General features: G+C 56.4%; 28 protein-coding genes and 1 pseudogene. All 29 read right to left on the bottom strand.

Going from position 1 to position 14,268, the window contains the following annotated elements; translation table 11 throughout:
- Positions 1–132: 132 nt before the first annotated feature.
- Complete coding sequence (gene rplQ, locus ACIPZ8_RS17765) at positions 133–519, bottom strand: 50S ribosomal protein L17 (protein ID WP_003255451.1); 387 nt, start codon at positions 517–519, stop codon at positions 133–135.
- Positions 520–561: 42 nt separating this feature from the next.
- A complete protein-coding gene (locus tag ACIPZ8_RS17760) occupies positions 562–1,563 on the bottom strand; it encodes a DNA-directed RNA polymerase subunit alpha (protein ID WP_003255452.1) in 1,002 nt (333 codons plus the stop codon).
- A 22-nt stretch (positions 1,564–1,585) separates the two neighbouring features.
- Positions 1,586–2,206 carry a 30S ribosomal protein S4 gene (gene rpsD / locus ACIPZ8_RS17755; RefSeq protein WP_027917844.1) on the bottom strand — a complete coding sequence of 207 codons (621 nt, stop codon included), beginning with the start codon at positions 2,204–2,206 and terminating at the stop codon, positions 1,586–1,588.
- 15 nt (positions 2,207–2,221) lie between these two features.
- Positions 2,222–2,611 (bottom strand): 30S ribosomal protein S11, encoded by a 390-nt coding sequence (rpsK, locus tag ACIPZ8_RS17750; protein WP_003255454.1) that lies wholly within the window; start codon positions 2,609–2,611, stop codon positions 2,222–2,224.
- 18 nt (positions 2,612–2,629) lie between these two features.
- The gene (gene rpsM, locus ACIPZ8_RS17745) at positions 2,630–2,986 is read right to left on the bottom strand and encodes a 30S ribosomal protein S13 (protein WP_003255457.1); all 357 of its coding nucleotides are present in this window, start codon (positions 2,984–2,986) and stop codon (positions 2,630–2,632) included.
- Positions 2,987–3,117: 131 nt separating this feature from the next.
- On the bottom strand, positions 3,118–3,234 hold the full coding sequence (gene rpmJ, locus ACIPZ8_RS17740) for a 50S ribosomal protein L36 (RefSeq protein ID WP_002555468.1): 117 nt from the start codon (positions 3,232–3,234) through the stop codon (positions 3,118–3,120).
- A 28-nt stretch (positions 3,235–3,262) separates the two neighbouring features.
- The gene (secY, locus tag ACIPZ8_RS17735) at positions 3,263–4,594 is read right to left on the bottom strand and encodes a preprotein translocase subunit SecY (protein ID WP_016393394.1); all 1,332 of its coding nucleotides are present in this window, start codon (positions 4,592–4,594) and stop codon (positions 3,263–3,265) included.
- Positions 4,595–5,029, bottom strand: coding sequence for a 50S ribosomal protein L15 (gene rplO, locus ACIPZ8_RS17730; RefSeq protein WP_023382625.1), 435 nt, complete (start codon positions 5,027–5,029; stop codon positions 4,595–4,597).
- Positions 5,030–5,032: 3 nt separating this feature from the next.
- Complete coding sequence (gene rpmD, locus ACIPZ8_RS17725) at positions 5,033–5,209, bottom strand: 50S ribosomal protein L30 (RefSeq protein ID WP_003255463.1); 177 nt, start codon at positions 5,207–5,209, stop codon at positions 5,033–5,035.
- A 2-nt stretch (positions 5,210–5,211) separates the two neighbouring features.
- Positions 5,212–5,712, bottom strand: coding sequence for a 30S ribosomal protein S5 (gene rpsE / locus ACIPZ8_RS17720; protein ID WP_003255465.1), 501 nt, complete (start codon positions 5,710–5,712; stop codon positions 5,212–5,214).
- Between the two features lie 3 nt (positions 5,713–5,715).
- Positions 5,716–6,066: a 50S ribosomal protein L18 gene (gene rplR / locus ACIPZ8_RS17715; protein WP_003255467.1), complete on the bottom strand. Its 351-nt coding sequence runs from the start codon at positions 6,064–6,066 to the stop codon at positions 5,716–5,718.
- Between the two features lie 10 nt (positions 6,067–6,076).
- A complete protein-coding gene (gene rplF, locus ACIPZ8_RS17710; RefSeq protein ID WP_103448762.1) occupies positions 6,077–6,610 on the bottom strand; it encodes a 50S ribosomal protein L6 in 534 nt (177 codons plus the stop codon).
- Positions 6,611–6,622: 12 nt separating this feature from the next.
- Positions 6,623–7,015: a 30S ribosomal protein S8 gene (gene rpsH / locus ACIPZ8_RS17705; RefSeq protein WP_346643481.1), complete on the bottom strand. Its 393-nt coding sequence runs from the start codon at positions 7,013–7,015 to the stop codon at positions 6,623–6,625.
- A 209-nt stretch (positions 7,016–7,224) separates the two neighbouring features.
- Positions 7,225–7,530 (bottom strand): 30S ribosomal protein S14, encoded by a 306-nt coding sequence (gene rpsN, locus ACIPZ8_RS17700; protein WP_009681970.1) that lies wholly within the window; start codon positions 7,528–7,530, stop codon positions 7,225–7,227.
- A gap of 13 nt (positions 7,531–7,543) precedes the next feature.
- Positions 7,544–8,083 carry a 50S ribosomal protein L5 gene (gene rplE, locus ACIPZ8_RS17695; protein ID WP_003255474.1) on the bottom strand — a complete coding sequence of 180 codons (540 nt, stop codon included), beginning with the start codon at positions 8,081–8,083 and terminating at the stop codon, positions 7,544–7,546.
- A 20-nt stretch (positions 8,084–8,103) separates the two neighbouring features.
- Positions 8,104–8,418 (bottom strand): 50S ribosomal protein L24, encoded by a 315-nt coding sequence (rplX, locus tag ACIPZ8_RS17690; protein ID WP_003255476.1) that lies wholly within the window; start codon positions 8,416–8,418, stop codon positions 8,104–8,106.
- 11 nt (positions 8,419–8,429) lie between these two features.
- Positions 8,430–8,798: a 50S ribosomal protein L14 gene (gene rplN / locus ACIPZ8_RS17685; protein ID WP_008089810.1), complete on the bottom strand. Its 369-nt coding sequence runs from the start codon at positions 8,796–8,798 to the stop codon at positions 8,430–8,432.
- Positions 8,799–8,821: 23 nt separating this feature from the next.
- On the bottom strand, positions 8,822–9,088 hold the full coding sequence (gene rpsQ, locus ACIPZ8_RS17680) for a 30S ribosomal protein S17 (RefSeq protein ID WP_008089812.1): 267 nt from the start codon (positions 9,086–9,088) through the stop codon (positions 8,822–8,824).
- A 2-nt stretch (positions 9,089–9,090) separates the two neighbouring features.
- Entirely contained in the window at positions 9,091–9,282 is a 192-nt protein-coding gene (gene rpmC / locus ACIPZ8_RS17675) for a 50S ribosomal protein L29 (RefSeq protein ID WP_002555481.1), read from the bottom strand.
- The gene (gene rplP / locus ACIPZ8_RS17670) at positions 9,282–9,695 is read right to left on the bottom strand and encodes a 50S ribosomal protein L16 (RefSeq protein ID WP_003255479.1); all 414 of its coding nucleotides are present in this window, start codon (positions 9,693–9,695) and stop codon (positions 9,282–9,284) included. Before rplP ends, rpmC begins: the two co-directional genes overlap by 1 nt.
- Positions 9,696–9,707: 12 nt before the next feature.
- Positions 9,708–10,394 carry a 30S ribosomal protein S3 gene (gene rpsC, locus ACIPZ8_RS17665; RefSeq protein ID WP_003255481.1) on the bottom strand — a complete coding sequence of 229 codons (687 nt, stop codon included), beginning with the start codon at positions 10,392–10,394 and terminating at the stop codon, positions 9,708–9,710.
- 13 nt (positions 10,395–10,407) lie between these two features.
- Positions 10,408–10,740, bottom strand: a complete 333-nt coding sequence (gene rplV / locus ACIPZ8_RS17660) for a 50S ribosomal protein L22 (RefSeq protein WP_003103908.1) — start codon at positions 10,738–10,740, stop codon at positions 10,408–10,410.
- Positions 10,741–10,751: 11 nt separating this feature from the next.
- Positions 10,752–11,027, bottom strand: coding sequence for a 30S ribosomal protein S19 (rpsS, locus tag ACIPZ8_RS17655; RefSeq protein WP_003255482.1), 276 nt, complete (start codon positions 11,025–11,027; stop codon positions 10,752–10,754).
- Positions 11,028–11,043: 16 nt separating this feature from the next.
- Positions 11,044–11,868: a 50S ribosomal protein L2 gene (rplB, locus tag ACIPZ8_RS17650; protein WP_003255483.1), complete on the bottom strand. Its 825-nt coding sequence runs from the start codon at positions 11,866–11,868 to the stop codon at positions 11,044–11,046.
- 14 nt (positions 11,869–11,882) lie between these two features.
- Complete coding sequence (gene rplW, locus ACIPZ8_RS17645; protein ID WP_003255484.1) at positions 11,883–12,182, bottom strand: 50S ribosomal protein L23; 300 nt, start codon at positions 12,180–12,182, stop codon at positions 11,883–11,885.
- Positions 12,179–12,781, bottom strand: a complete 603-nt coding sequence (gene rplD, locus ACIPZ8_RS17640; RefSeq protein WP_027917846.1) for a 50S ribosomal protein L4 — start codon at positions 12,779–12,781, stop codon at positions 12,179–12,181. The genes rplW and rplD overlap by 4 nt, the downstream gene beginning before the upstream one ends.
- 12 nt (positions 12,782–12,793) lie before the next feature.
- Positions 12,794–13,429 (bottom strand): 50S ribosomal protein L3, encoded by a 636-nt coding sequence (gene rplC / locus ACIPZ8_RS17635; RefSeq protein WP_027917847.1) that lies wholly within the window; start codon positions 13,427–13,429, stop codon positions 12,794–12,796.
- Positions 13,430–13,509: 80 nt separating this feature from the next.
- Positions 13,510–13,821, bottom strand: coding sequence for a 30S ribosomal protein S10 (gene rpsJ, locus ACIPZ8_RS17630; RefSeq protein ID WP_003186070.1), 312 nt, complete (start codon positions 13,819–13,821; stop codon positions 13,510–13,512).
- Positions 13,822–13,962: 141 nt separating this feature from the next.
- A pseudogene (locus ACIPZ8_RS17625) lies at positions 13,963–14,268 on the bottom strand (elongation factor Tu); the annotation flags it as partial.

Raw genomic sequence — 14,268 nt, 5'->3', positions numbered from 1 at the left:
TGAGAAGGAGTATCGACGAGCGGTCGTTTCAGAACTAATTCATTACATGACTTGTATCAATAGAAATAAACAATACTTGCAGACACAAAAAACCGGGCACTAGGCCCGGTTCTTTGTAGCAGACAGAACGTCTTACTCAGCAGCTTCTACAGCACCGCCGACCGGACGATCAACCAGCTCGACGTACGCCATAGGCGCGTTGTCGCCAGCGCGGAAACCGCACTTCAGGATGCGCAGGTAGCCGCCCTGACGGGTGGCGTAACGCTTGCCCAGGTCGTTGAACAGTTTGCCAACAGCGGACTTCGAACGGGTACGGTCGAAGGCGAGACGACGGTTAGCAACGCTGTCTTCCTTGGCCAGGGTGATCAGCGGCTCGGCAACGCGGCGCAGTTCCTTGGCTTTCGGCAGGGTGGTTTTGATCAGCTCGTGCTCGATCAGCGACACTGCCATGTTCTGGAACATAGCCTTGCGGTGAGAGCTGGTACGGCTCAGGTGACGTCCACTTTTACGATGACGCATGATTCATTCCTTACCAAACACTACGTTCGGTGATTACGACGATCAGGCGGTCGCCTTGTCGTCTTTCTTAAGACTTGCAGGCGGCCAGTTGTCGAGGCGCATGCCGAGAGACAGACCACGAGAGGCCAGAACGTCCTTGATTTCAGTCAGGGACTTCTTGCCAAGGTTAGGAGTCTTCAACAGCTCTACTTCGGTACGCTGAATCAGGTCGCCGATGTAGTAGATGTTCTCCGCCTTGAGGCAGTTGGCCGAACGTACAGTCAGTTCCAGGTCGTCAACCGGGCGCAGCAGGATCGGATCGATCTCGTCTTCCTGCTCGACTACGACAGGCTCACTGTCACCTTTGAGGTCGACGAACGCGGCCAGCTGCTGTTGCAGGATGGTCGCAGCGCGGCGGATAGCCTCTTCAGGATCCAGGGTGCCGTTGGTTTCCAGATCAATGACCAGCTTGTCCAGGTTGGTACGCTGTTCAACACGGGCGTTTTCGACCACATAGGCGATACGACGCACCGGGCTGAACGAAGCGTCCAGCTGCAGACGGCCAATGCTACGGCTTTCGTCTTCGTCGGTTTGACGGGAGTCAGCCGGCTCGTAACCACGACCACGAGCTACGGTGAGCTTCATGTTCAGGGCGCCGTTGGACGCCAGGTTCGCGATTACGTGATCGGGGTTGACGATCTCGACATCGTGATCCAGCTGAATATCGGCAGCGGTAACCACCCCCGAACCCTTTTTCGACAAGGTCAGCGTAACTTCGTCACGACCGTGCAGTTTGATAGCCAGGCCTTTCAGGTTCAACAGGATTTCAATTACGTCTTCCTGAACACCTTCGATCGCGGAGTACTCGTGGAGTACGCCATCGATCTCGGCCTCGACTACTGCACAGCCAGGCATGGAGGACAACAGGATGCGGCGCAGCGCGTTGCCCAGGGTATGGCCGAAACCACGCTCGAGAGGCTCGAGCGTAATCTTGGCGCGGGTCGGACTGACTACCTGCACATCAATATGGCGGGGAGTCAGGAACTCATTTACCGAAATCTGCATGGATGCACCTATTTTCTAGCCCTTACTTGGAGTAGAGCTCGACAATCAGGTTTTCGTTGATGTCGGCAGACAGATCGCCACGAGCTGGAACGTTCTTGAAAACGCCCGACTTCTTAGCGGAATCTACGTCTACCCACTCAACGCGGCCACGCTGGGCGCACAGTTCAAGGGCTTGAACAATGCGCAGCTGGTTCAGCGACTTCTCGCGAACCGCGACCACGTCACCCGGACGAACTTGGTAGGATGGAATGTTTACAGTCTTACCGTTGACGCTGATTGCTTTGTGCGAAACCAGCTGACGGGATTCGGAACGAGTCGAACCGAAGCCCATACGGTAAACGACGTTATCCAGACGGCACTCGAGCAGTTGCAGCAGGTTCTCACCGGTTGCGCCTTTTTTCGAGGCAGCAGCTTGGTAGTAACCGCGGAACTGACGCTCCAGAACACCGTAGATACGACGGACTTTTTGTTTCTCGCGCAGCTGGGTACCGTAGTCGGACTGACGGCCACGGCGCTGGCCGTGGATACCTGGGGCTGCTTCGATGTTGCACTTCGATTCCAGAGCGCGAACGCCGCTCTTCAGGAACAGGTCGGTGCCTTCACGACGAGACAGTTTGCATTTTGGACCAATGTAACGTGCCATTCTTCTGTCTCCTGATTACACGCGACGCTTCTTCGGCGGACGGCACCCGTTGTGCGGGATTGGCGTCACGTCGGTGATGCTGGCGATCTTGTAGCCGCAGCTGTTCAGTGCACGAACGGCGGATTCACGACCTGGACCTGGACCCTTGACGTTGACGTCGAGGTTCTTCAGACCATATTCCAGCGCAGCTTGACCAGCACGCTCAGCAGCGATCTGGGCTGCGAACGGGGTGGATTTGCGCGAACCACGGAAACCCGAACCACCGGAAGTAGCCCAGGACAGTGCGTTGCCCTGACGGTCGGTGATGGTCACGATGGTGTTGTTGAAAGAAGCGTGGATGTGGGCGATGCCATCAACCACTGTCTTTTTGACTTTCTTACGAGGACGAGCAGCAGGTTTTGCCATGTCTATATTCCTGGGCGATTACTTGCGGATCGGCTTACGCGGGCCCTTGCGGGTGCGTGCGTTGGTCTTGGTGCGCTGACCGCGAACCGGCAGACCTTTACGATGACGCAGGCCGCGGTAGCAACCCAGGTCCATCAAGCGTTTGATCTTCATGTTGATGTCACGACGCAGGTCACCTTCGGTGGTGAACTTCGCGACTTCGCCACGCAGGGTTTCGATTTGCTCGTCGCTCAGATCCTTGATCTTAGCGGCTGGGTTGACACCAGCGTCTGCACAGATCTTCTGTGCAGTTGTGCGACCGACACCATAGATGTAGGTCAGCGAGATAACAGTATGCTTGTTATCTGGAATGTTGACGCCTGCAATACGGGCCATTCAGTGGGACTCCAATTGACAGCTACCTACGCCCCGGAAGCCAAGAAATAGGGCGCGAGATAATATCGCTGTAGAAACGAATAATCAACCCAGCAGCACACTAGCTGCTGGGTTTGAAGCGCAGATCACACTCAGCCTTGGCGCTGTTTGTGACGCGGTTCCGCGCTGCAGATCACTCGTACGACGCCTTCGCGACGGATGATCTTGCAGTTACGGCACAGCTTTTTCACCGATGCACGAACTTTCATTACCGACTCCTCGAACCTTAGGGGCGTATCAGCGCAGCAGACCGCTGCCGCCGTAGCCTTTCAGGTTGGCTTTCTTCATCAGGGATTCGTACTGGTGCGAAACGAGGTGCGATTGTACTTGGGACATGAAGTCCATCACAACCACTACCACAATCAGCAACGAGGTCCCGCCAAGGTAGAACGGCACATTTGCTGCCACCACCAGGAACTGGGGCAGAAGGCAGACGGCCATCATGTAAAGAGCACCGAACATGGTCAGACGAGTCAGAACGCCATCAATGTAGCGCGCGGACTGCTCACCAGGACGGATACCCGGAATAAAGGCACCGGACTTCTTCAGGTTTTCCGCTACGTCTTTCGGGTTGAACATCAACGCTGTGTAGAAGAAGCAGAAGAAAATGATCCCTGCACTAAACAGCAGAATGTTCAACGGCTGACCAGGAGCGATCGACTGCGAGATGTCCTGCAGCCAGCCCATACCTTCGGACTGACCGAACCAGGCACCCAGCGAAGCCGGGAACAGCAGAATGCTGCTCGCGAAAATGGCCGGGATAACCCCCGCCATGTTCACCTTCAGCGGCAAGTGGCTGGTCTGCGCGGCAAAGACCTTGCGGCCCTGCTGACGCTTGGCGTAGTGAACGGCGATACGACGCTGACCACGCTCAATGAACACCACAAAACCGATGATCGCTACTGCAAGCAAACCGATTGCGACCAGGGCGAAAATGTTGATATCGCCTGTGCGTGCAGACTCGAAAGACTGCCCGATTGCTCTCGGAAGACCGGCAACGATACCCGCGAAGATCAACATCGAGATACCGTTGCCCACACCGCGCTCGGTGATCTGCTCGCCCAGCCACATCATGAACATCGCGCCTGCCACGAAGGTGGAGACAGCAACGACATAGAAGCCGAGGCCTACAGAAAACGCCACGCCCTGGTTGGCCAGGCCAATGGACATGCCAATGGCTTGAACCAGTGCCAGGATAACGGTGCCGTAGCGGGTGTACTGGCTGATCTTGCGACGGCCAGCTTCACCTTCCTTCTTCAACTGCTCCAGTTGCGGGCTGACCGCCGTCATCAGCTGCATGATGATCGATGCCGAGATGTACGGCATGATCCCCAGTGCAAAGATACTCATGCGCTCAAGCGCGCCACCGGAAAACATGTTGAACAAGCTAAGAATGGTCCCCTCATTCTGCCGAAACAGATCCGCCAGACGGTCCGGATTGATGCCAGGAACCGGGATATGCGCACCTATCCGATAGACGATGATCGCCATGAACAGAAAGCGCAGACGAGCCCAGAGTTCCGACATCCCGCCCTTACCGAGCGAAGAGAGAGCACCTTGCTTAGCCATTTATTCCTCGAATTTGCCGCCAGCTGCTTCGATAGCCGCACGCGCACCCTTGGTGGCTGCGATGCCCTTGATGGTGACTGCGCGAGTGACTTCGCCAGACAGCATGATTTTCACACGCTGTACGTTCTGGCCAATCACGTTGGCGTCCTTCAGGGACTGTACGGAAACCACGTCGCCTTCCACTTTGGCCAGCTCGGACAGACGCACTTCAGCGCGGTCCATGGCTTTCAGGGAAACGAAGCCGAACTTCGGCAGACGACGGTGCAGCGGCTGTTGACCGCCTTCGAAGCCAGGAGCGATCGAACCACCGGAACGGGAGGTCTGACCTTTGTGGCCACGGCCGCCGGTCTTACCCAGACCGCTACCGATACCACGACCTGGACGATGCTTCTCGCGACGGGAACCCGGCGCTGGACTCAGATCATTGAGTTTCATCGATTAACCCTCGACCTTCAGCATGTAGTAAGCCTTGTTGATCATCCCGCGGTTCTCGGGAGTATCCTGGACTTCTACAGTGTGACCGATGCGACGCAGACCCAGACCTTTAACGCACAGTTTGTGGTTAGGCAGGCGGCCCGAGACGCTCTTGATCAGCGTTACTTTTACGGTTGCCATGATTAGAAGATCTCCTCAACGCTCTTGCCGCGCTTGGCAGCAATGGACTCAGGAGATTGCATGGCTTTCAGACCCTTGAAGGTGGCGTAAACCACGTTCACTGGGTTGGTCGAACCGTAGCACTTGGCCAGGACGTTCTGAACACCAGCAACTTCCAGGACGGCACGCATGGCGCCGCCGGCGATGATACCGGTACCTTCCGAGGCAGGCTGCATGTAAACCTTCGAGGCGCCGTGGGCAGCCTTGGTGGCGTACTGCAGGGTGGTGCCCTTCAGGTCAACCTGGATCATGTTGCGACGAGCAGCTTCCATGGCTTTCTGGATCGCAGCAGGTACTTCGCGCGATTTGCCACGGCCGAAACCAACGCGGCCCTTGCCATCACCCACCACGGTCAGCGCGGTGAAGGTGAAGATACGGCCGCCTTTAACGGTTTTAGCTACGCGGTTAACTTGAACCAGCTTCTCGATGTAGCCTTCGTCGCGCTTTTGATCGTTATTTGCCATAACTTAGAACTCCAGCCCGCCTTCACGAGCAGCATCAGCCAGCGCTTTGACGCGGCCGTGGTACTTGAAGCCGGAACGGTCAAAGGCAACTTGAGATACACCGGCGGCTTTCGCACGCTCAGCTACCAGCTTGCCAACCTTAGTGGCCGCGTCGATGTTGCCAGTGGCGCCATCACGCAGGTCTTTGTCCAAGGTCGAGGCGCTTGCCAGAACCTTGCTGCCGTCGGCCGAAATGACCTGGGCGTAGATGTGCTGCGAGGAGCGGAACACGCACAGGCGCACAACTTCGAGTTCGTGCATCTTGAGGCGTGCTTTGCGAGCGCGACGCAGTCGAATAACTTTTTTGTCGGTCATTTGCTAGGCCCTACTTCTTCTTGGCTTCTTTACGACGGACTGCTTCGTCCGCGTAACGCACACCCTTGCCCTTATAAGGCTCTGGCGGACGGAACCCGCGGATTTCAGCGGCCACCTGACCTACCAGCTGCTTGTCGATACCCTTGATCAGGATGTCGGTCTGGCTAGGCGTTTCAGCGGTGATGCCGGCTGGCAGTTCGTAGTCCACTGGGTGAGAGAAGCCCAGGGCCAGGTTCAGGATTTCGCCTTTGGCCTGCGCCTTGTAACCAACACCGACCAGCTGGAGCTTGCGCTCGAAGCCTTGGCTTACGCCTTGGACCATGTTGTTCACCAGGGCACGGGTAGTACCGGCCATGGCGCGAGCTTGCTGGTCACCGTTGCGAGCGACGAAACGCAGCTCGCCAGACTCTTCGGTAACTTCAACAGACGAGTGAACGTTCAGTTCGAGAGTGCCTTTGGCACCCTTCACCGAAAGCTGCTGACCGGCGAATTTGACTTCGACACCGGATGGCAGCTTAACGGGGTTCTTAGCGACGCGAGACATGCCTATCTCCCCTTAGAACACTGTGCACAGAACTTCGCCGCCGACACCGGCAGCGCGCGCAGCGCGGTCAGTCATCACACCTTTGTTGGTGGAGACAATAGACACGCCCAGACCGCCACGAACTTTCGGCAGGTCGGAGACGGCCTTGTACTGGCGCAGGCCAGGACGGCTGGAACGCTTCAGTTCCTCGATGACCGGACGGCCTTCGAAGTACTTCAGTTCGATCGAAAGGGAAGGCTTGGCCTCACCAGTTACCTGGTAACCAGCAATGTAACCTTCGTCTTTCAGAACTTTGGCAACCGCGACCTTCAGGGTGGAGGAAGGCATGCTTACGACGGACTTTTCAGCCATCTGGGCATTACGGATGCGAGTTAGCATGTCCGCTAACGGGTCCTGCATACTCATGGGCTAGATGCTCCTGATACAAGAAATATTAGCCTTGCGGCTATCACAACCACCCAAGCGGGCAGGGTAAAAAACCCAGGCTCGGGTGAGCCGGTCATTCTAGACACAAGGCAGAAACGAAACAAGCCCCACGAGGGGGCTTGTTTGTTGGTGAGGTCACCGGCGGTCGGAAGATCGCTCCCCTTCCACCGGGATCACACCTGCAGCGATTACCAGGAGGCTTTGACCAGGCCTGGTACGTCGCCGCGCATTGCAGCTTGGCGCAGCATGTTACGGCCCAGGCCGAACTTACGGTATACACCGTGAGGACGACCGGTCAGGCGGCAACGGTTGCGCAGGCGCGAAGCGCTGGCGTCGCGTGGCTGCTTCTGCAGAGCGACTACGGCAGCGAAACGCTCTTCTGGAGAGGCGTTTACGTTGACGATGGTCGCTTTCAGCTCAGCACGCTTCTTAGCGAACTTGGCTACCGTGAGCTGACGCTTCAGCTCGCGGTTTTTCATGCTCTTCTTGGCCATTTTCCTACTCCAATCAGTTGCGGAACGGGAATTTGAATGCACGCAGCAGAGCGCGGCCTTCGTCATCCGAACGAGCAGTGGTGGTCAGGGTGATGTCCAAACCGCGCAGAGCATCGATCTTGTCGTAATCGATTTCCGGGAAGATGATCTGCTCTTTCACGCCCATGCTGTAGTTGCCACGGCCATCGAAGGACTTGGCATTCAGGCCGCGGAAGTCGCGTACCCGAGGCAGGGAGATCGCCAGCAGGCGGTCCAGGAATTCGTACATCTTGTCGCTACGCAGGGTCACCTTGACGCCGATCGGCCATCCCTCACGGACTTTGAAGCCCGCGATGGATTTACGAGCGAAAGTCACGACCGGCTTTTGACCGGTGATCTTTTCCAGGTCAGCAACAGCGTGCTCGATGACTTTCTTGTCGCCGATCGCTTCGCCCAGACCCATGTTCAGGGTGATCTTGGTAACGCGCGGAACTTCCATCACGTTCGACAGCTTAAGTTCTTCCTTAAGCTTAGGAGCGATTTCGTTCCGGTAAATCTCTTTCAGTCGTGCCATGGTCTTCTACCTAGCAGTGTTCAAGCATCAACCGCTTTTTGGGTCGACTTGAAGACACGAATTTTCTTACCGTCTTCTACTTTGAAACCAACGCGGTCAGCCTTGTTGGTTTCGCCGTTGAAGATGGCAACGTTGGAAGCGTGCAGAGGCGCTTCTTTTTCGACGATACCGCCCTGAACGCCCGCCATCGGGTTAGGCTTGGTATGACGCTTGACCAGGTTCACGCCACCGATGACCAGACGGTCATCAGCCAGAACCTTCAGCACCTTACCGCGCTTACCTTTGTCTTTGCCGGCGATCACGATGATCTCGTCGTCACGACGAATCTTTTGCATGTCGGATCTCCTTACAGCACTTCAGGGGCGAGCGAGACGATCTTCATGAACTTCTCAGTACGAAGTTCACGGGTCACTGGCCCGAAGATGCGAGTGCCGATCGGCTCTTGCTTGGTGTTCAGCAGAACAGCAGCGTTGCCGTCGAAACGAATGATGGAACCGTCAGCGCGACGTACACCGTGACGGGTACGGACGACAACAGCGGTCATCACCTGGCCTTTTTTGACCTTACCGCGCGGAATTGCTTCCTTGACGGTTACTTTGATGATGTCACCGATGCCGGCGTAACGGCGGTGCGAGCCGCCGAGCACCTTGATGCACATGACGCGACGAGCGCCGCTGTTATCGGCCACATCGAGCATGGATTGAGTCTGAATCATAAAATTTCTCCGACCCCTAGCCCTTAGACTTCAACAGCGCGTTCGAGGACTTCAACCAGTGCCCAGGACTTGGTCTTGGCCAGCGGACGGGTTTCACGGATGGAAACCTTGTCGCCGATTTTGCACTGGTTGGATTCGTCGTGCGCGTGCAGCTTAGTCGAACGCTTAACGTATTTACCGTAGATCGGGTGCTTTACGCGACGCTCGATCAGAACGGTGATGGTCTTGTCCATTTTGTCGCTGACGACACGGCCAGTCAGCGTACGGACGGTTTTTTCAGCTTCAGCCATGATCACTTACCTGCCTGCTGGTTAAGCACAGTTTTCACGCGAGCGATGTCACGCTTAACTTGCGAGAGCAGGTGCGACTGCCCCAACTGGCCAGTTGCTTTCTGCATACGCAGATTGAACTGGTCGCGCAGCAAGCCGAGCAGTTGCTCATTCAGTTGCTGTGCAGATTTTTCACGAAGTTCATTCGCTTTCATCACATCACCGTCCGCTTAACAAAGGAGGTGGCGAGAGGCAGCTTTGCAGCAGCCAGGGCGAAAGCTTCGCGCGCCAGCTCTTCAGAAACACCCTCGATCTCGTACAGGACTTTGCCTGGCTGGATCTGGGCAACCCAGTATTCCACGGAGCCCTTACCTTTACCCATACGAACCTCGAGAGGCTTCTTGGAGATCGGCTTGTCCGGGAACACACGGATCCAGATCTTACCGCCACGCTTGACGTGACGGGTCAGCGCACGACGTGCGGACTCGATCTGGCGAGCGGTGAGGCGACCGCGAGCAACAGCTTTCAGGGCGAATTCGCCGAAGCTGACTTTGCTACCGCGCAGTGCCAGACCACGGTTGTGGCCAGTCATCTGCTTGCGGAATTTTGTACGCTTTGGTTGCAACATTTGGCGTACCCCTTACTTAGCAGCTTTTTTACGAGGCGCTGGTGCTTGTGGTTTCAGTTCTTCTTGGCGACCACCAATAACTTCGCCTTTGAAGATCCAAACCTTCACACCGATCACACCGTAAGTGGTGTGAGCTTCGTAGGTGTTGTAGTCGATATCGGCACGCAGGGTGTGCAGAGGCACACGACCTTCGCGATACCACTCGGTACGAGCAATCTCAGCACCGCCGAGACGACCGCTCACCTGGATCTTGATGCCCTTGGCACCAATACGCATGGCGTTCTGTACGGCGCGCTTCATGGCGCGACGGAACATTACGCGGCGTTCCAGCTGCTGAGCTACGCTCTGCGCAACCAGCATAGCGTCGAGTTCCGGCTTGCGGATCTCTTCGATGTTGATGTGCACAGGCACACCCATCTGCTTGGTCAGGTCCTGACGCAGCTTCTCGACATCTTCACCTTTCTTCCCGATAACGATACCTGGACGAGCGGTGTGGATGGTGATGCGTGCAGTTTGAGCCGGACGATGAATATCGATACGGCTTACGGACGCGCTTTTTAGTTTGTCTTGGAGGTACTCACGCGTTTTCAGATCCTTCAACAGGTAATCTGCGTAAGTAGCACCGTCTGCGTACCAGACGGAGGTGTGCTCCTTGACGATTCCCAGGCGAATGCCAGTGGGATGTACTTTCTGACCCATCTGATCGACTCCGTTACTTGTCCGCAACCTTGACAGTGATATGGCAAGACCGCTTGACGATGCGATCAGCACGGCCTTTGGCACGTGGCATGATGCGCTTCAGCGAACGCCCTTCGTTGACGAAGACGGTGGAGACCTTCAGGTCATCAACGTCTGCGCCTTCGTTGTGTTCGGCGTTGGCTACGGCCGACTCGAGGACTTTCTTCATGATTTCAGCGGCTTTTTTGCTGCTGAAGGCCAACAGGTTGAGCGCTTCGCCCACCTTCTTCCCGCGGATCTGGTCGGCGACCAAGCGGGCTTTCTGGGCGGAGATGCGAGCGCCCGACAACTTAGCGGCTACTTCCATATCCTTACCCCTTAACGCTTGGCTTTCTTGTCAGCCACGTGCCCGCGATAGGTGCGGGTACCGGCGAACTCGCCCAGTTTGTGGCCGACCATGTCTTCGTTCACGAGAACTGGGACATGCTGGCGACCGTTGTGAACCGCGATGGTCAGACCGACCATTTGTGGCAGGATCATCGAGCGACGCGACCAGGTTTTAACTGGCTTGCGATCGTTCTTCTCCACCGCCACTTCGACCTTCTTCAACAGGTGAAGATCGATAAAAGGACCTTTTTTCAGAGAACGTGGCACTGTCGTATCCCTCTAGTTACTTGCGACGACGGACGATCATGTTGTCGGTACGCTTATTACCGCGGGTCTTCGCACCCTTGGTTGGGAAGCCCCATGGCGATACCGGATGACGACCACCGGAGGTACGACCTTCACCACCACCATGTGGGTGGTCAACCGGGTTCATGGCAACACCACGAACGGTTGGGCGAACGCCGCGCCAGCGTTTGGCACCAGCTTTACCCAGCGAACGCAGGCTGTGCTCGGAGTTCGAGACTTCGCCCAGGGTCGCACGGCACTCAGCCAGGACTTTACGCATTTCACCAGAGCGCAGACGCAGGGTCACGTAGACACCTTCGCGGGCGATCAGCTGAGCCGAAGCACCAGCGGAACGTGCGATCTGAGCACCTTTACCCGGCTTCAGTTCGATGCCGTGAATGGTGCTACCTACTGGAATGTTGCGCAGCTGCAGGGAGTTACCGGCCTTGATTGGGGCCAGGGCACCTGCGATCAGCTGGTCGCCAGCGCTCACGCCTTTAGGGGCGATGATGTAGCGACGCTCACCGTCTGCGTAGCACAGCAGGGCGATGTGAGCAGTACGGTTTGGATCGTATTCGATACGCTCGACAGTGGCCGGGATGCCATCTTTGTCGTTGCGACGGAAGTCGACCAGACGGTAATGCTGCTTATGACCACCACCAACGTGACGAGTGGTAATGCGGCCATTGTTGTTACGACCACCAGACTTCGATTTTTTCTCGATCAGCGGTGCGTGAGGAGCGCCTTTGTGCAGCTCCTTGTTGACCACCTTGACCACGAAACGGCGGCCAGGGGAAGTCGGTTTGCATTTAACGATTGCCATGATGCACCCCTTCCTTACTCAGCACTGCTGCTGAAATCGAGATCTTGGCCTGGCTGAAGGGAGACGATCGCCTTCTTCCAGTCATTACGCTTGCCCAGACCACGTGCGGTACGCTTGGTTTTACCCAGAACGTTAACAGTCGACACGTTTTCAACTTTTACGTTGAACAGGCCTTCGACAGCTTTCTTGATTTCCAGCTTGGTTGCATCGGTAGCAACCTTGAATACGAACTGGCCTTTTTTCTCAGCCAGAACGGTAGCCTTCTCGGAAACGTGCGGGCCAAGGAGGACTTTGAATACGCGTTCCTGGTTCATCCCAGCAGCTCCTCGAATTTCTTCACGGCCGAGACGGTGATCAACACCTTCTCGTATGCGATCAGACTGACCGGGTCGGAACCTTGAACGTCACGTACGTCGACGTGCGGCAGGTTGCGAGCAGCCAGGTACAGGTTCTGATCAACAGCGTCGGAAACGATCAGTACGTCGTTCAGACCCATGCCGTTCAGCTTGTTCAGCAGATCTTTGGTTTTCGGCGCTTCAACAGCGAAGTCCTGAACCACGACCAGACGGTCGCTACGCACCAGCTCAGCGAGGATGGAGCGCAGGGCTGCGCGGTACATCTTCTTGTTGAGCTTCTGCGAGTGATCTTGAGGACGAGCTGCGAAGGTTACACCACCGCCACGCCAGATCGGACCACGAGTGGTACCAGCACGAGCACGGCCAGTACCCTTCTGACGCCATGGGCGCTTACCGCCACCAGCCACGTCGGAACGGGTCTTCTGCTGCTTGGTGCCCTGACGGCCGCCGGCCATGTAGGCCACGACTGCTTGGTGTACCAGCGTCTCGTTGAATTCGCCACCGAAAGCCAGTTCGGAAACTTCGATCGCCTGAGCGTCATTTACATTAAGTTGCATGTCAGTATCCCCTTAACCGCGAGCCTTGACAGCTGGACGTACAACCACGTCGCCGCCAGTAGCGCCAGGAACGGCACCCTTGACGAGCAGCAGGTTGCGCTCAGCGTCTACGCGAACTACTTCCAGGGACTGAACAGTCACGCGCTCGGCGCCCATGTGACCGGACATTTTCTTGCCCTTGAACACACGACCAGGAGTCTGGCACTGGCCGATGGAACCTGGGACACGGTGCGACACGGAGTTACCGTGGGTGTTGTCCTGGCCACGGAAGTTCCAGCGCTTGATGGTACCGGCGAAGCCTTTACCTTTGGACTGACCAGTAACGTCAACCAGCTGGCCTGCAGTGAAGAGTTCAGCTTTGATCGAGTCGCCAGCCTGGAACTCGCCTTCTTCAAGACGGAACTCCCAGACACCGCGACCAGCGGCAACGTTGGCCTTGGCGAAGTGACCTGCCTGAGCGGCAGTCACACGCGAAGCACGACGCTCGCCGACAGTGACTTGCACTGCACGGTAGCCATCGGTTTCTTCAGTTTTGAACTGGGTGACACGATTCGGCTCGATCTCAATGACCGTGACCGGAATGGAGACACCTTCTTCGGTGAAAATGCGGGTCATACCGCACTTGCGACCGATTACACCAATAGTCATGTTGTAAACCTCATGAGTGTACGGGGCTTTCACCCGCTATGGCCGCCCATTTCAGAGCGTTACACGACTAGACCGAAGTCTTAGCCGAGGCTGATCTGTACTTCCACACCTGCCGCCAGATCAAGCTTCATCAGCGCGTCAACGGTTTTATCCGTTGGCTGGACGATGTCCAGAACACGTTTATGAGTGCGAATCTCGTACTGGTCACGCGCGTCTTTGTTGACGTGCGGGGAGACCAGAACGGTGAAACGCTCTTTGCGGGTAGGCAGTGGAATTGGACCACGCACTTGTGCACCAGTACGTTTCGCGGTTTCCACGATTTCCTGGGTGGATTGGTCGATCAGGCGATGGTCGAAAGCCTTCAACCTGATACGGATTTGCTGATTTTGCATTGGATTTCAGACTCCAGGCTGTTCCCAACGGACGCACTACGCCCGCTAAAAGGAGGCGTGATTCTATAGACGCCCCAATTTAGTGTCAACCCAATAAAAAAAACCCCCGCTGAGCGGGGGTTTTTTCAATCGGTCGAGTGATTACTCGATGATTTTGGCTACGACGCCGGCGCCGACGGTACGACCGCCTTCACGGATAGCGAAGCGCAGACCGTCTTCCATTGCGATGGTCTTGATCAGGGTAACAGTCATCTGAATGTTGTCACCCGGCATTACCATTTCAACGCCTTCCGGCAGTTCGCAGTTACCGGTCACGTCAGTGGTACGGAAGTAGAACTGAGGACGGTAGCCTTTGAAGAACGGAGTGTGACGGCCGCCTTCTTCCTTCGACAGAACGTAGACTTCTGCGGTGAACTTGGTGTGCGGCTTGACCGAACCTGGCTTGAC

Source organism: Pseudomonas sp. NPDC089422 (assembly GCF_044749405.1).
Taxonomy (GTDB): domain Bacteria; phylum Pseudomonadota; class Gammaproteobacteria; order Pseudomonadales; family Pseudomonadaceae; genus Aquipseudomonas.
Note: the sequence above shows the minus strand (reverse complement) of the source record. Positions and strands in the feature narration are given on the sequence as shown.

Coding starts and splice junctions, on each gene's coding strand:
- rplR (WP_003255467.1), bottom strand. CDS start 6,066: ATGACCGACAAAAAAGTTATTCGACTGCGTCGCGCTCGCAAAGCACGC.
- rplX (WP_003255476.1), bottom strand. CDS start 8,418: ATGCAAAAGATTCGTCGTGACGACGAGATCATCGTGATCGCCGGCAAA.
- rplO (WP_023382625.1), bottom strand. CDS start 5,029: ATGAAACTCAATGATCTGAGTCCAGCGCCGGGTTCCCGTCGCGAGAAG.
- rplB (WP_003255483.1), bottom strand. CDS start 11,868: ATGGCAATCGTTAAATGCAAACCGACTTCCCCTGGCCGCCGTTTCGTG.
- rpsN (WP_009681970.1), bottom strand. CDS start 7,530: ATGGCCAAGAAGAGCATGAAAAACCGCGAGCTGAAGCGTCAGCTCACG.
- rpsJ (WP_003186070.1), bottom strand. CDS start 13,821: ATGCAAAATCAGCAAATCCGTATCAGGTTGAAGGCTTTCGACCATCGC.
- rplQ (WP_003255451.1), bottom strand. CDS start 519: ATGCGTCATCGTAAAAGTGGACGTCACCTGAGCCGTACCAGCTCTCAC.
- rpsD (WP_027917844.1), bottom strand. CDS start 2,206: ATGGCACGTTACATTGGTCCAAAATGCAAACTGTCTCGTCGTGAAGGC.
- rplC (WP_027917847.1), bottom strand. CDS start 13,429: ATGACTATTGGTGTAATCGGTCGCAAGTGCGGTATGACCCGCATTTTC.
- rplW (WP_003255484.1), bottom strand. CDS start 12,182: ATGAACCAGGAACGCGTATTCAAAGTCCTCCTTGGCCCGCACGTTTCC.
- rpsK (WP_003255454.1), bottom strand. CDS start 2,611: ATGGCAAAACCTGCTGCTCGTCCTCGTAAGAAAGTCAAAAAGACAGTG.
- rpsQ (WP_008089812.1), bottom strand. CDS start 9,088: ATGGCTGAAGCTGAAAAAACCGTCCGTACGCTGACTGGCCGTGTCGTC.
- rpmJ (WP_002555468.1), bottom strand. CDS start 3,234: ATGAAAGTTCGTGCATCGGTGAAAAAGCTGTGCCGTAACTGCAAGATC.
- rpmD (WP_003255463.1), bottom strand. CDS start 5,209: ATGGCAACCGTAAAAGTAACGCTGATCAAGAGCGTCTCGGGCCGCCTG.
- secY (WP_016393394.1), bottom strand. CDS start 4,594: ATGGCTAAGCAAGGTGCTCTCTCTTCGCTCGGTAAGGGCGGGATGTCG.
- rplD (WP_027917846.1), bottom strand. CDS start 12,781: ATGCAACTTAATGTAAATGACGCTCAGGCGATCGAAGTTTCCGAACTG.
- rplN (WP_008089810.1), bottom strand. CDS start 8,798: ATGATTCAGACTCAATCCATGCTCGATGTGGCCGATAACAGCGGCGCT.
- rplV (WP_003103908.1), bottom strand. CDS start 10,740: ATGGAAGTAGCCGCTAAGTTGTCGGGCGCTCGCATCTCCGCCCAGAAA.
- rpsE (WP_003255465.1), bottom strand. CDS start 5,712: ATGGCAAATAACGATCAAAAGCGCGACGAAGGCTACATCGAGAAGCTG.
- rplP (WP_003255479.1), bottom strand. CDS start 9,695: ATGTTGCAACCAAAGCGTACAAAATTCCGCAAGCAGATGACTGGCCAC.
- rpsC (WP_003255481.1), bottom strand. CDS start 10,394: ATGGGTCAGAAAGTACATCCCACTGGCATTCGCCTGGGAATCGTCAAG.
- ACIPZ8_RS17760 (WP_003255452.1), bottom strand. CDS start 1,563: ATGCAGATTTCGGTAAATGAGTTCCTGACTCCCCGCCATATTGATGTG.
- rpsH (WP_346643481.1), bottom strand. CDS start 7,015: ATGAGTATGCAGGACCCGTTAGCGGACATGCTAACTCGCATCCGTAAT.
- rplE (WP_003255474.1), bottom strand. CDS start 8,083: ATGGCACGACTGAAAGAGATTTACCGGAACGAAATCGCTCCTAAGCTT.
- rpsM (WP_003255457.1), bottom strand. CDS start 2,986: ATGGCCCGTATTGCAGGCGTCAACATTCCAGATAACAAGCATACTGTT.
- rpmC (WP_002555481.1), bottom strand. CDS start 9,282: ATGAAAGCGAATGAACTTCGTGAAAAATCTGCACAGCAACTGAATGAG.
- rplF (WP_103448762.1), bottom strand. CDS start 6,610: ATGTCTCGCGTCGCTAAGAACCCCGTTAAGCTGCCATCCGGTGTCGAA.